We start from the raw sequence: 14,101 nt of genomic DNA on the forward strand, positions 1-14,101 counted from the left end.
CCGTGGCTACCAGCCGCGTGCGCCGAACATCATGCGCCGGCCGATGAACTGACGGGCCGGCGGACAGGCATCCAGCAGTGCGAGCGCGGCGCCGCGCGCATGGCCGGCGAGCGCGCCCAGCCCGGGATGCGTGCTCCCGAAACCGAAGATGCGCACCAGTCCGTCGGTGAACCGTCCGGTGGCCATCCGGTCGGCGCGGCGCTGCCGGGCGTACGCCTGCAGCGCCACGGCTGGGTCGCCTGCATGGCGCGCCAGCGCAGGCAGCAGGCAGGCGGACAGCTGGGCGACATCGCGCAGCCCGAGGTTGAGGCCCTGGCCGGCCACCGGGTGCAGGGTCTGCGCCGCATTGCCCAGCCAGACCTGGCGTCCGCTGACGATGTCGCGGCGCATGCGCAGGGTCAGTGGCCACGCGCTGCGCGGGCCGACGGCCGAAACCTCGACGCGTCCGCCCAGTGCCTCGCTCACGCGCGCGGCGAAGGCGGCGTCGGATTCGGTGATCAGCGCCTGGGCGTCGCCACTGGCGCAGGTGTACACAAGGGCGTACTCACGCCCGCAGGGCAAAAGCGCCACCGGGCCCTGCGGCGTGAAGCGCTCATAGGCCACGTTGTCGTGCGGCCGGGCCGGCGTGACCAGCGCAATCACGGCGTGCTGGTCGTAGTCGCGCTGTTGCGACAGCGCTTCGTCGTCAGTGATGCGCCCTTCGCACCAGAGCAGTGCGCGCGCCATCAGGTCGCCGCCCGCCGTGCGGACGTGCACCGTTTCGTTGCCTTCGTGCGCACCGAGCACCGCGCAGTCGTGCTGCACGGTCAGGCCCAGCTGCCCGGCGCGTTCGCGCAGCGCGCGCACCAGCGTGCCTGCGCGTGCCACATGGCCGAGCGCCTCGAGGCGGAAGTCTTCGGCGCGCAGTTCGGTGCGGCCCAGGTGGCCGCGCTGCGAAATATGGATGCGCCGGATCGGCGTCGTGTCGGTAACCGGCCAGGCTTGCAGGCCGCGCAGGATGTCGCGCGAGCCGGCCGACAGCGCGATCACACGCGTGTCATCGAGCGCGCGTCCGGCGGGCCCGGCGTCGAGCACCTTCACGGCCAGCCCTGCCGCGCGCAGCGCGCAGCCGGCGGCCAGCCCGACCGGGCCGGCGCCGACGATGAGTGCATCGCACACCGTCGCGGTCGCGGCGTCAGTCATCCACGCGCCTCGCGCATGACGGCTTCGACCTCGGCGATCGTCTTCGGCGTGGCCGAGGTGTAGATATCGCAGCCGTCGGCGGTCACCACCACGTCGTCTTCGATGCGGATGCCGATGTTCCAGAACGCTTCCGGTACGTCGTCGGCCGGTCGCACGTAGCAGCCGGGTTCCACGGTGAGCACCATGCCGGCTTCGAGCGTGCGCCAGTCCTGCTCGCCGGCGCCGGCGCTGCCCGGTCGGGGTCGGTACTCGCCGGCGTCATGCACGTCCATGCCCAGCCAGTGGCCGGTGCGGTGCATGTAGAAGCGCTTGTAGGTGCCCTGTTCGATCACGCTGTCGGCGCTGCCTTCGAGCATGTTCAGGTCGACGAAGCCCTGGGCGAGCACGCGCACGGCAGCGTCGTGATAGTCGATGAATCGTGCGCCCGGTCGCACCGCGGCAAATGCGGCGTCCTGGGCGGCCAGCACGAGCTGGTAAAGGTCGCGTTGTGCCGGGCTGTAGCGCCCATTCACCGGCCAGGCGCGGGTGACGTCGGACGCATAGCCGCCGAGTTCGCAGCCGGCGTCGATCAGCAGCAGATCGCCGTCGCGCAGGGGGGCATTGTTCGATACGTAATGCAGCACGCAGGCGTTGGCGCCACCCGCCACGATCGAGCCATAGGCGGGGGCTTCCGAGCCGGAGCGACGGAATTCGTACAGCAATTCGGCTTCGATCTCGTACTCGAACGCGCCCGGTCGTGTGGCCTGCATGGCGCGCCGGTGTGCGCGGGCAGAAATCTCGGCCGCACGGCGCATGAGGGTCAGTTCGTGCGCGTCCTTGATCAGCCGCATGTCGTCGAGCGGCTGGCGGATGTCCAGCAGTTCCGACGGGGCGAACTTGCCGGCGCGGCTCTGCGCGCGCACCGCATTGAGCGCCGCCATCATGCGGTTGTCCCACGCGGCGTCTTCGCCGATGACGTAGTGCAGTCGAGGCTGGTTGGCGATCAGCTCGGCCAGCTTCGCGTCCAGTTCGGCATAGCAATGCGCCTCGTCGAAGCCGAACTGCTCGCGTGCCGCGTCGGGTCCGTGACGCCAGCCATCCCAGATTTCGCGTTCTTCGTTCTTTTCGCGGCAGAACAGGATGGAGCGGGGTGCATCGCCTGCGATCAGCACCAGAACCGCCTCCGGTTCGCTGAATCCGGTCAGGTAATAGAAGTAGCTGTCGTGGCGGTAGCCGTAGTGGGTGTCACGGTTGCGCAGGTGTTCGGGGGCCGTGGCGATCACGGCAACGCCGCTGCCCATGCGTTCGATCAGGCGGGCGCGGCGTTCGGAATAGGGGTGCATGACGGGTTCCGGCATTCGATCAGGACAGGAGTTTAATGCCAACAGACCCGGGACCCCGGAATGCGTTCCGGTTCTTCGTGCGCAGTCGGCCCTGAAATGTCCTGTTTCATGTCGCGCTGGATTTGCTTAAGTCTCCATTAATGTTCGCCCGCAAACATGCCTTCGATCCCAATGGAGGCATGCGATGAACCAGGCCGCAACACTGAGTACCCTTGCAGGAAAGTCCGCTGTGCATTCCGCCGGTGTCCGTTCGTGCGTGCTGGGTCGCGGCATGGCGCCCGCGCTGTCCGACCCGGCGCTCGAAGTCGTTGGCCGCCTGCACCCGGAACGCGCCGCGCTCGAACGTTTCATCGCCGGCTGCTTTTTCCGCGGCTACGGTGCGGTGATCACGCACTTTGCGGACACGCTGCTGGGTGTGCGCAACAGCGATGGCCAATGGGCGGCCGGACTGGGCTACAGCCTGCCGGGCGTGCGTCCGGTTTTCATCGAACAGTATCTCGATGTACCGCTCGAAAGCGCGCTGGGCGGCGTGCTGGGCGAGCGGGTCGCCCGCGCCGCAGTGGCCGAAGTGGGCAATATGGCATCGACGTCCGCCGGACTGGGGCGCCTGCTGATTGCACTCGCCACGCAGCATTTCTACGCGCAGGGCCTGGATTACGTGGTGTTCACGGCCACGCGCGCGCTGGCCAATTCGTTCGTGCGCCTGGGCATTCCGATCTTTCCGGTGGCGATCGCCGACCCGGCGCGGCTGCGCGACGGTGTCGGCAACTGGGGCAATTACTACCGCAACAGCCCGACCGTCATGGTCGGCCGCATTGCCAGCGGCCTGCACACCGTGGTCGAGGACGCGGCGTGAGCCGTCAGGCTGTCCTGATCGATGCCCACGGTGCCGCCGATGACGCGATCGTCATCGGCCGCGTCGACGCGCTGACCGAACGGCTGGCCGGGTGCCCGGGGCAAGTCGTCGCCCTGCTGGCCGACAACGGCATCGATTGGCTGGCGGCCGATCGGGCCATCCGCCAGGCCGACCGGGTCGCCCTGCCTTTGCCGACCTTCTTCACCGACGCGCAGTGCCGGCACGCGCTCGATGCCGCCGGTGCGCCGGTGCTGCTGACGGATGACCCGTCACGCGCCGCGCGACTCGGGTTGAGCGCCGGCACAAGTTCGTCGCAAGGTCTGTCGGTGTGGACACGGCGCAATGAATCGGCGGTGGTCGTCCCGCCGATGACCACCAAGATCACCTTCACGTCGGGTACGACCGGCCAGCCCAAGGGGGTCTGCCTGACGGCGGCGCAACTGTCGGCGGTCACCGGTTCGCTGGTGCAGGTTGCACGCGAACTGGGCATCCGGCGCCACCTGTGCATGCTGCCGCTGGCCGTGCTGCTCGAAAATGTGGCGGGCGCCGATGTGGCCCTCGCGCTCGATGGCGAATGCGTGGTGCCGCCGCTGGCCGACGTCGGGCTGCACGGTTCGAGCAGTTTCGACGTGCGGGCAGCACTGGCTGCGCTGCATCGCTGGCAGCCGGACAGCGTCATCCTGCTGCCGCAGATGCTGACTGCGCTGGTGGCCGCCGCCGAGGCTGGCGCACCGGTACCGCGTGGTCTGAAACTGGTCGCGGTCGGCGGCGCGCGGGTGTCGCCCGACCTGATCACGCGTGCGCGGGCGCTCGGTTTTCCGGCCTGCGAAGGGTATGGACTGTCCGAAGCGGGTTCGGTCGTGGCGCTGAACCGGCCGGACGATGCACCCGGGGCGGTCGGCCGCGTGCTGCCCCACCTGCGGGCAGAGATCGCCCCGGATGGCGAAATCCTGCTGCATGGCAGCCGGCTGGCCGGCTGTCTGGGCGCTGCCGCGCCGGCCGACGGACCGCTGCACACCGGCGACATCGGCCATGTCGATGCGCGCGGCTGTTTGCACGTCACCGGCCGCATCAAGCATCAGATCATCACCGGCTTCGGTCGCAACGTGGCGCCCGAATGGCCTGAAGCGGAACTGCTGGCCGCGCCGTCCGTGGCGCAGGCGGTCGTGTTCGGCGAAGGTCGGCCGGGGCTGTGCGCCGTCATCGTTCCGCGCGGCGAGGTGACCGACGAAGCGCTCGCCGCAGTGGTGCGCGCGGCCAACGACCGCCTGCCCGATTACGCCGGGATCACTCACTGGCTGCGTGCCGACGCGCCTTTTTCTGCGCTCAACGGACAGGCGACAGACAACGGCCGCGTGCGCAGGGATCCCATCTTCCGGGCCTATGGCGAACGGCTCGCCGTGCTGTACGAGGCTCCTACCGAAGCACACCTTCCCTTCACCGCGGAGACCTTTCACGATGTCGTTTCATGAACGCCTGCAGCGCGAAACCGCTGCCGAACGCGCCCACCTTCTGAGCGCCCCCATCCTGCAGGACGCTGCGTACGGTCGCGTGACGCTGACGCAGTACCGTGACTTCCTCGGCCAGGCCTTCCATCACGTCCGGCACACCGTGCCGCTGCTGATGGCCTGCGGCGCGCGCCTGCCGGCGCGGCACGAAGCGCTGCGGCACGCCATTGCCGAGTACATCGACGAGGAGATCGGCCACGAGGAATGGATACTCGACGACATCGCGGCCTGCGGCGGGCAGCGCGAAGCCGCCCGCAACGCCGAGCCCCGGCTCGAGGCCGAATTGATGGTGGCCTATGCGCACGACTGGATTGCGCGCAAGAATCCGGTCGGATTCTTCGGCATGGTGCATGTGCTCGAAGGCACCAGCGTGTCGATTGCGACCACTGCGGCCGAGCGCATCGCGCACAGCCTGCATCTGCCGCCAGCCGCCTTCACCTACCTCAATTCGCACGGCTCGCTGGACCAGGAACACGTGCGCTTCTTCGCCACCCTGATGGACGGCCTGGACGACGAGGATGACCGGCTGGCGGTCATCCATGTGGCACGTGTGATGTACCGGCTGTACGGCGACCTGTTCCGCTCGCTGACGCCCCGGCATGAGGCGGTCGCGGCATGAAGGCGGATCTTCGCGTGGTGCTGACCGGCGCGACGGGCGGCATCGGCGCGGCGATCGCGAAGGCGCTCGCCCCGCGCTGCGCGGCGCTGCTGCTGGTCGGTCGCGACGTGGTGAAGCTCGCGGCACTGCAGGCCGAGCTGACCTTCGCGTTTCCCGCACTGGACGTGCGCATCGTCCGCGCGGATCTGACCGCTGCATCCGGCCGGGGCGCCGTGCTGGCGGCCGCCGAAGCACTGCCGGGCGGCGCAGACCTGCTGATCAACAACGCCGGTGTCGGCCAGCTCGCATGGTTCGAGGACCAGTCACCGGAACAGATCGAACACATCCTGCACACCAACGCGCTGGCGCCGATGCTGCTGGTACACGCGCTGCTGCCGCTGCTGCACCGGCAGAAGAAGGCGCGCGTCGTGAACATCGGCTCCATCCTGGGCGACATCGGTCACCCGGGCAGCGTCGCCTACTGCGCGAGCAAGTTCGCGCTGCGCGGCTTCAGCGAAGCGTTGCGACGCGAATTGGCCGGCAGCCGCATCGAGCTGCAGTACCTCGCTCCGCGCGCCACACAGACCGCCCTGAACAGCCCGGCCCAGGTCGCGCTGAACCGCGAGCTGGGCGTCGCCAGCGATACGCCTGAAACCGTCGCGCAGGCGCTGCTTGCGCTGCTCGACAACCGGCGTCCGGAGGGCCATCTCGGCTGGCCGGAGCGCTTTTTCGTCCGGATCAACCGTATGCTGCCGTCGCTGGTCGATTCCAGCCTCGCAAAACAGCTGCCAGTCATTCGTCGTCACGCACAAACAGTCAGCAAATGAGAGGAATCAACAAATGAAGATGTCCATCAGATCCTTTCTGTCCATCACCGCCCTGTTCCTGATCACGCCGGCCTGGGCGGGTCTGGACGAGTCGGTCACCCGACTGCAGTCGGAGTGGGAACAGATCAAGTACAAGCAGCCGGCCGACAAGCAGGAAAAGGCCTACGAGGCGCTGACCAAGGACGCCGCCGCCGTGCGCGCAGAGCATCCGGACCGCTCCGAAGCCGATATCTGGTACGCCATCGCACTGGCCAGCCAGGCGGGTGCGAAGGGCGGGCTCGGTGCGCTGTCGCTGGCCAAGGAAGCGCGCACCGTGCTGGAACAGTCGCTGGCGCGCAATCCGGAGGCGCTGAACGGCTCGGCCTACGTGACGCTGTCGTCGCTGTACTGCCAGGTGCCCGGCTGGCCGATCGGCTTCGGTGACAAGGACAAGGCGCGCGAACTGCTGAACAAGGCGCTCGCGCTCAACCCGAACGGCATCGATCCGCACTACTTCATGGGCGATTGCCTGTATCGGGCCGGCGAGTACGAAAAGGCGCGTGCGTCGCTCGAGACGGCGCTCAAGGCGCCGGCACGGCCGAACCGCCCGCTGGCTGACGAAGGGCGCCGCAAGGAGATCGAAGCCCTGATGGTCAAGGTGAAGGAAAAGCTGAAATAGGCCACCTGTCATCGGCTGACCGGCCGCAACGCGTTTTGGAGCGACAATGACGCACTTCCGATATGGCGCGATCCGACCGATGAGGGTTCTGCTGGTTGAAGACGACGAGCTGCTGGGCAGCGGCATCTGCGACGCGCTCGAGCGCACGCGCTACACCGTCGAGTGGGTACGCGATGGTGCGCAGGCGCTCGAGGCGCTGCGCGGCTCGGGCGTCGATCTTGCCGTGCTCGATCTCGGCCTGCCCCGGATGGACGGCATGGAGGTGTTGCGCCGTGCGCGCGAAGCCGGCGTGACCACACCGGTGCTGGTGCTGAGCGCGCGCGACACCACGCTGCAGCGCATCGGCGGCCTGGACGCCGGCGCCGATGACTATCTGACCAAGCCGTTCGATCTTGACGAACTGATGGCGCGCATCCGCGTGCTGGAGCGACGCACCCGCGGTGCGGTCGTCAATGTGATCCGGCACGGCACCATCGAGGTCGACACCTCGGCGATGACGGTCAGCGTGGACGGCCGCAACGTCGATCTGCAGCGCCGCGAATACATGGTGCTGCGCAAACTGCTGGAGAACATCGGCCACGTGCTGAGCCGGCAGCAGCTGGTGGACAACATCTACGGCTGGGACAGTGAGCTGGAAAGCAATGCACTCGATGTGCACATCCACAATCTGCGGCGCAAGCTGCACCCCGGTCTGATCCGCACGGTGCGCGGGGTCGGCTATGTGATCGATCCGCTGCCGGCGGCTGCGCGGTCCGACCGCTGACGTGGCGCAGCCGGGACGCGTGTCGATACGCCTGCTGCTGCTGGCCGGCAGCGCGGTCATCCTGCTCGGTGTGCTGGGCAGCACCGTGTGGCTGGCCGTCGCCGCCGGCCGCGACGAGGCGGATGAACTGTTCGATGCCCGCCTGGCCACGTCGGCCCGCGTGCTCGACAGCCTGATGGTGCGCCAGATCGAGCACGCCACGCTCAATGCGCCGCTGGTCATGGATCTGCCGGCACCGATCCGTGCCGGGGCCCGGGCGCACGACCGGGCGCTCGATGCCGACGCGAAGATGCCTTTGTCGTGGCGCCTGCAGGACTGGCTGTTCGGGCATCACGATGTCGAGTCCTCGCTCGGTCACGAATACGAAACCCATATTGCGTACCAGATCTGGAGCGAAGCGGCGGATGAGGGCGCTGCCACGCTGCTGGCGCGGTCATCGTCCGCACCGGCCGCACCCTTCGCACCGCTGCGCAAGGGCTTCAGCGACCATACGCTGGAGGACGGCGTGTGGCGTGTGTTCGTGCTGCACTCCGGCGACGTGTGGATACAGGTTGCCGAACGCGCCGACGCACGCGAGGAACTGTCGGCCAAGCTGGGCTGGGCCACCGGTGCGCCGCTGCTGATCGGCCTGCTGATCGTGCTGCTGCTGACCGGTCTGTTGATCGGCTATGGTCTGGCGCCGCTGTCCGAGCTGGCCGAGCGCATTTCCGCCCGTCGGCCGCAGGACGACGAGCCGCTGTCGCTGACCCGGGTGCCGAGCGAGATCGAACCGGTGCTGAGCGCGCTGAACGGCCTGTTCGGGCGCGTGCGCAGCACGCTGGAACGGGAGCGTCGCTTCATCGATTCGGCTGCGCATGAGCTGCGGACACCGCTGGCCGCGTTGAAGATACATGCCCAGAACGCCCGCCGTGCGGAAGATGCCGCACAGCGTGACGCCTCGCTCGATCACCTGCTGGCCGGCGTGTCGCGATCGGTGCATCTGGCCGAACAGATGCTGGCGCACAGTCGCGCCGGGCGACAGACGGACTGTGTGCCGGTCTCGCTGCGCGACGTGACCCGCGATGTGGTGGCGCAGCGCCGGCCCGGCTGCGACGCCAGCGGCCACCCGCTGGAACTCGATCTGTGCGACGCCCCGTGCATGCTGCTGGCGGACGCCAACGGCCTGTCGAGCATGGTCGGCAACCTCATCGACAACGCACAGCGCTATGCCCCGTCAGGCAGCGCAATCCAGGTCGCGCTGCACGCCCGCGACGGACAGGCCGTGCTGTCGGTCAGCGACGCCGGTCCGGGCATTCCGGCCGAACTGCGCGAACGGGTGTTCGAGCCCTACTACCGCATACCCGGTTCGGCCGGCAGCGGCAGCGGCCTCGGGCTGGCCATCGTGCGCGAAGTGGTCGAACGTCTCGGCGGTCAGATTGCGCTGCTCGATGGCGACGGCGGCCACGGCATGCGCGTGGAACTGACGATTCCCCTGCTCAGCGAGCGCTGACCGCGCGCGCCAGCGCGTCGACCTCGGCCAGTCGCTGCCGTGTGCCGACGTCGAACCAGTGCCCGGTGTGCAGCGCGCCGGTCACCTGCCGCGCGCGCATCGCTGCGCGCAGCAGCGGCGCCAGTTTCGCCGGCGCATCCGGGTCGAGTGCGCCGAACAGTGACGGGTGATAGGCGGCGACGCCGGAAAACGTCAGCTTCGGTCCGCCGGTCTCGCCCACGTGTCCGTCGACCAGCGTGAAGTCCCCGTCGGGGTGATGCGGCGGATTCGGCACCAGCAGCAGATGGGCCAGCGTGGCGCCCGCCTGCAGCGTGCCGGCGGCGCGTTGCAGCGCGGCGACCGCGACGTCGCACCAGATGTCGCCATTGAGCACGATGAACGGCTGTACCCCGAGCAAAGGCAGCGCATGCGCGATGCCGCCAGCGGTTTCCAGCGCGCCCGGCGGCTCGGCCGACCAGCGGATCGACGCGCCGAAGGCCGCGCCGTCGCCCAGCGCCTCGACCAGCCTGTCGCCGAGGTGGGCATGATTGATCACCAGCTCCGTCACGCCGGCCGCCACCAGCCGCTCGATGTGCCAGACGATCAGCGGCTTGCCGCCGACTTCCAGCAGTGGCTTGGGCAGGTGGTCGGTCAGTGGCCGCATGCGTTCGCCGCGTCCGGCGGCCAGGATCATGGCCTTCATCGCACGCGCCTCAGAAGGTGTAGCCGGTCTGTGGCGTGATGCCTTCCAGGCGCTGCAGCAGCCGGGCGAGCGGTGCCAGGTCGCGGTAGCGCTGGCTGGTCTGCAGCAGGTACTTCATGACCCGCGGCAGGTCCTTCAGGTAGCCGTCCTTGCCGTCGCGGTGATACAGGCGGGCAAAGATGCCCAGCACTTTCAGGTGGCGCTGCACGCCCATGAATTCGTAATCGCGGTGGAAGTCGGCGAAATCCGCACGCACCGGCAGGCCGGCGCTGCGCGCGCCCTGCCAGTAGCGGATCAGCCAGTCGAGCACCTGATCTTCTTCCCAGTCGATGTAGGCATCCTTGAACAGGCTGACCAGGTCGTAGCTGATCGGTCCGAAGACCGCGTCCTGGAAGTCGATCACGCCCGGGTTGGGCCGCGTGACCATCAGGTTGCGGCTGTGAAAGTCGCGGTGTACGAAGACCTGCGGCTCGGCCAGATTGACCGCGAGCACGCGATCGAACACCTCGTACAGGGCGTTCGCTTCCTTTTCATCGAGCTCCGCCTTCAAATGGCGGCCGACATACCAGACCGGAAACAGCTCCATCTCGGCCAGCAGCCGGTCGTGGTCGTAGGCCGGCAGCACGTCCGGGCGGCTGGCTTTCTGGATGTCGATCAGAGCACTGGTCGCATCGTGGTATAGCGCGGCGGCGTTGTCGGCATCGAGCACGTCGAGATAGGTGGTGTTGCCGAGGTCGGACAGCAGCAGGAAGCCGCGCTCGACATCCTGCGCGCGCACCGCCGGCACGTGGGCGCCGGCCGCTTCGAACAGCGCCTGCACCGCGAGAAAGGGACGGCAGTCTTCCTGCGGCGGCGGGGCGTCCATCGCGACATGGCGGGTGCCGTCGTCCAGCGTCACGCGGAAGTAACGGCGGAAGCTGGCGTCGGCCGAAGCCGGGCGGATGTCGAGCGGACGACCGGGAAACTGCTGTTGCAGCCATCCGGTCAGTGCGTCAAGGCGAAGGTCTTGTGTCATGGGGCGGGTGTCGTGGGCGAACTGAGGACGAGCCGTCGGCGTCCGGACGGGCGGATGGCGGCAAATTGTTGCCAATGCGGACCGGGAAGCGGGTGGCGTTTGATAAGATGCGCGATTCTATAACGCGGCTGCAGACAGTCCGGCAGATGCACGCCGTGACGCTGTCGCCGTCATCCAACCGCGATCTGCCCGCTTCCAGTTTCCTCATTCGTGCTCAGGCGTTCCGTCACTTTCTATCTGGTCTGGATGTCCTGCGCCGCGCAGGCGGCCGACGCGCTGCCGCAGTTGAAGGTCGATCCTTCGCTGGTACCGCAGTCGCGTCGACCGGCGGCGACGGTGAAAGGCACGACGCCGCCGAAGCCGGGCAGCACGACCGCCACCACGCCAAGTGCGCCCGTCCAGCCTGCCACGGTCGAAACCGTGCCGGTGCCGGCGCAGGGTGAGGTTGTCGCGACGCCGGTGGCGCCCGCGCAGGCGGCCCCGGTTGCCGCAAGTCCGGGTCGTCCCGTTGTCCCGCCTGCCCCTGCGGCTGCACCGGTCGCCGGGGCGGCCGTCAAAGCTCCGACGCCTGCCGCCACGGCGGCAGAACGCGCCGTGCCGGCTGCACCGGCTGACGGCGCAGCCGCGCCGGGCCTGCGCAACCTGCCGGCGCTCAAGGTCGACCGCGCACTGTTGCGGCAGCCGTCCTCGATCGCACGCCGCGCGGCACCCGGCGTGCAGTCGCCCGGCGTGCAGTCGCCAGACGACATTCCGGTGCGCGGCAACGTGAGCACCGCGCGCAACATGCCGCCGCTGAAGGTCGATCGCGCACTGATGGGCGCGCCGCCCGTTGCGCGCCGCGTCAAACCTGCGCCGGCGGAGGGCATCGCCGCCGCAGGCGCGGTGCCCGGCACGGCGGCCGTCGCCGAAGCAGGCATGCCAGGCGCCGCCACACTGCCGTCCATCGTGCCCGAGGACGATGCGTCACAGATGATGTACGGCACGATGACGCTGTCGGAATTCGTCGCGCGCAACCCGGATTCCCGCGTCACGCTGCTGTCGGCCGAATCGGTCAGCGGCACCACCGACGAAGTCATGCGCGCCGAGGGCAATGCCGAGTTGCGTCGCCCCGGCACCACGCTGACCGCCGACCGCATCAATTACGAACCGCCGACCGAAGAGCTGCAGGCCGACGGCAACGTGCGGCTGGTGCGCGGCGAAGACCGGATCGAGGGGCCGTCGCTGCGCTACCGGCTCGACCGCAGCGAAGGGGTGTTCGAAAAGCCGCAGTACTCGCTGCGCCGCAATCTGCAGACCGGCGAAAACCTCAGGACGACGACCGGTACCGGCCAGGCCGACCGGATGGAGTTTCTGGGCGAGAACCGGGTGCGCATGACGAACGCCACCTACTCGACCTGCGGGCCTGACAATCCCGACTGGTATGCCAAGGCGGAAACGCTGGATCTGAATTTCGAATCCGATGATGGCGAAGGCCGCAACGGCACGATCTACTTCAAGGATGTGCCGGTGCTGTACTCGCCCTGGCTCGATTTTTCGCTCAACAACCGTCGCAAGTCCGGTTTCCTGTCGCCGACCTTCGGCACGACCAACCGGACCGGTATCGACTTCCTGCTGCCGTACTACTGGAACATCGCGCCCAACATGGACGCGACGATTGCACCGCGTTTGCTGGGTACGCGCGGCCTGATGATGAGCAACGAGTTCCGCTACCTGAACCACAATTACAGCGGCATCGCGCGGCTCGACTACCTGTTCAGCGACCGCATCTTGGATCGCGACCGCCATGCGCTGAGCCTGCAGCACACGCACCAGATCACCGACCGGCTGAGCGGCCGCATCAACTACAGTGAAGTGTCGGACCGCAATTACTACACCGATCTCGGCACGCGCCTCGCCATCACGTCGATCAGCTACCTGCCGCAAGATGCTTCGCTGACCTACGCCGGTGACTGGTGGAACGCCACTGCGCGCGTCACCGAGTACCAGTCGCTGGCCAATCTGGCACCGCTGTATTCGCAGATGCCTGCCGTGACCCTGAACGCGTTCCGCGCGGATATGCCTTTCGGATCCGTGTTCCAGCTGAGGAGCAGCTACACCGACTTCCGCATCAGCGACACGGCACGCGACGAAGGGCGCCGCATCGTCGTCTATCCGCAATTGTCGCTGCCGATGCAGACCTCCTATCTGTCGGTCACGCCGAAGATCGGCGTGCACTACAGCAGTTACGATGTCACGCGAGGCACCAACAATGCCGGGCTGGACACCTCGCTTTCGCGCGCCATTCCGATCTTCAGTCTCGACGCCGGCACTGTGTTTGAGCGCGATTCCGACCTGTTCGGGCAGGGGTATGTGCAGACGCTGGAGCCCCGTCTGTACTACGTGCTGTCGTCGTACAAGGACCAGTCGGACTTTCCGGTGTTCGACACCGCACAGGCCGACTTCAACTTTGCGCAGATCTTCTCCGAAAACGTGTTCGTCGGTCAGGACCGTATCGCCGACAGCAACCAGGTCACCGCGGCGACCACCTCGCGTTTCATCGATCCGGAGAATGGACGCGAGCGCGCCCGGGTTGCCCTGGGCCAGCGCTTCTACCTGAGCGACCAGCTGGTCACCCTGCCGGGCGGCACGCCGCGCACCGAGCGCATTGCGAGCACGCTGGCCGCGGTGTCGGGCGAATTGCTGAAAGATACATATCTGGACGCTGCGATCCAGTACAACACCGACCTGTCGCAGACCGAACGCTACAGCGTGTCGGCCCGCTACAACCCGCGTCCGGCGCATGTGTTCAACGCGGCGTACCGCTTCCGCCGCTCCAACAACCCGGCCGTCAACGACGTGCGCGACGTCGACTTTTCGGTTCAATGGCCGCTGACCAACCGCTGGTATGCGGTGGCGCGACACAACTACTCGATCGCCGACCGCCGGCTGGTCGAAGGTCTGGGCGGCCTCGAATACAACGGCGGCTGCTGGGTCGGTCGCATCGTGTTCCAGCGGATTGCCATCGGTGCCCGACTGGCCGGACAGACGACGACCGAACTGCGCACCCGCACTGCACTTTTCTTCCAGCTCGAACTCAATGATTTTTCACAGATCGGCTCCAACCCGCTGGATGCGCTCAAGCGCAGCATTCCGGGCTATGGCCAGATCAACCAGAGCACCGCCGATCCGATCTTCGGCGGGGATTACTGATGGACCATCGAA

At 67.8% G+C, this 14,101-nt stretch carries 12 protein-coding genes; 8 read left to right on the forward strand and 4 right to left on the reverse strand.

The features are described 5' to 3' along the window. Positions 1-6: 6 nt before the first annotated feature. Positions 7-1,182, reverse strand: a complete 1,176-nt coding sequence (locus ACTIFF_RS02150; RefSeq protein ID WP_439535328.1) for an FAD-dependent monooxygenase — start codon at positions 1,180-1,182, stop codon at positions 7-9. Then, positions 1,179-2,504: an aminopeptidase P N-terminal domain-containing protein gene (locus ACTIFF_RS02155; protein WP_439535329.1), complete on the reverse strand. Its 1,326-nt coding sequence runs from the start codon at positions 2,502-2,504 to the stop codon at positions 1,179-1,181. The genes ACTIFF_RS02150 and ACTIFF_RS02155 overlap by 4 nt, the downstream gene beginning before the upstream one ends. A 184-nt stretch (positions 2,505-2,688) precedes the next feature. Between ACTIFF_RS02155 and ACTIFF_RS02160 the strand changes: the two genes are divergently transcribed. From ACTIFF_RS02160 to ACTIFF_RS02190, 7 genes are all read left to right on the forward strand, one after another. Further along, complete coding sequence (locus ACTIFF_RS02160) at positions 2,689-3,360, forward strand: thermostable hemolysin (RefSeq protein WP_439535330.1); 672 nt, start codon at positions 2,689-2,691, stop codon at positions 3,358-3,360. Then, positions 3,357-4,832 carry an AMP-binding protein gene (locus ACTIFF_RS02165; protein WP_439535331.1) on the forward strand — a complete coding sequence of 492 codons (1,476 nt, stop codon included), beginning with the start codon at positions 3,357-3,359 and terminating at the stop codon, positions 4,830-4,832. The genes ACTIFF_RS02160 and ACTIFF_RS02165 overlap by 4 nt, the downstream gene beginning before the upstream one ends. After that, positions 4,819-5,487 carry a TenA family transcriptional regulator gene (locus ACTIFF_RS02170; protein ID WP_439535332.1) on the forward strand — a complete coding sequence of 223 codons (669 nt, stop codon included), beginning with the start codon at positions 4,819-4,821 and terminating at the stop codon, positions 5,485-5,487. The genes ACTIFF_RS02165 and ACTIFF_RS02170 overlap by 14 nt, the downstream gene beginning before the upstream one ends. Then, positions 5,484-6,293, forward strand: coding sequence for an SDR family oxidoreductase (locus ACTIFF_RS02175; protein WP_439535333.1), 810 nt, complete (start codon positions 5,484-5,486; stop codon positions 6,291-6,293). Before ACTIFF_RS02170 ends, ACTIFF_RS02175 begins: the two co-directional genes overlap by 4 nt. Positions 6,294-6,306: 13 nt before the next feature. Further along, positions 6,307-6,951: a tetratricopeptide repeat protein gene (locus ACTIFF_RS02180; protein WP_439535334.1), complete on the forward strand. Its 645-nt coding sequence runs from the start codon at positions 6,307-6,309 to the stop codon at positions 6,949-6,951. A 79-nt stretch (positions 6,952-7,030) separates the two neighbouring features. Further along, entirely contained in the window at positions 7,031-7,714 is a 684-nt protein-coding gene (locus ACTIFF_RS02185) for a response regulator (RefSeq protein WP_439535372.1), read from the forward strand. A 19-nt stretch (positions 7,715-7,733) separates the two neighbouring features. After that, a complete protein-coding gene (locus ACTIFF_RS02190) occupies positions 7,734-9,203 on the forward strand; it encodes an ATP-binding protein (RefSeq protein WP_439535335.1) in 1,470 nt (489 codons plus the stop codon). Here ACTIFF_RS02190 and murU read toward each other — a convergent pair. After that, positions 9,190-9,885, reverse strand: coding sequence for an N-acetylmuramate alpha-1-phosphate uridylyltransferase MurU (gene murU / locus ACTIFF_RS02195; RefSeq protein WP_439535336.1), 696 nt, complete (start codon positions 9,883-9,885; stop codon positions 9,190-9,192). The genes ACTIFF_RS02190 and murU overlap by 14 nt on opposite strands. A gap of 10 nt (positions 9,886-9,895) precedes the next feature. Continuing rightward, positions 9,896-10,900 carry an aminoglycoside phosphotransferase family protein gene (locus ACTIFF_RS02200; protein WP_439535337.1) on the reverse strand — a complete coding sequence of 335 codons (1,005 nt, stop codon included), beginning with the start codon at positions 10,898-10,900 and terminating at the stop codon, positions 9,896-9,898. Positions 10,901-11,110: 210 nt separating this feature from the next. On the opposite strand from ACTIFF_RS02200, the gene ACTIFF_RS02205 reads away from it, so the two are divergent. Beyond that, positions 11,111-14,089 (forward strand): LPS-assembly protein LptD, encoded by a 2,979-nt coding sequence (locus ACTIFF_RS02205; protein WP_439535338.1) that lies wholly within the window; start codon positions 11,111-11,113, stop codon positions 14,087-14,089. The last annotated feature ends 12 nt before the right edge of the window (positions 14,090-14,101 follow it).

Origin of the sequence: Methyloversatilis sp. (assembly GCF_051861465.1) — a bacterium.
Classification (GTDB): Bacteria; Pseudomonadota; Gammaproteobacteria; order Burkholderiales; family Rhodocyclaceae; genus Methyloversatilis.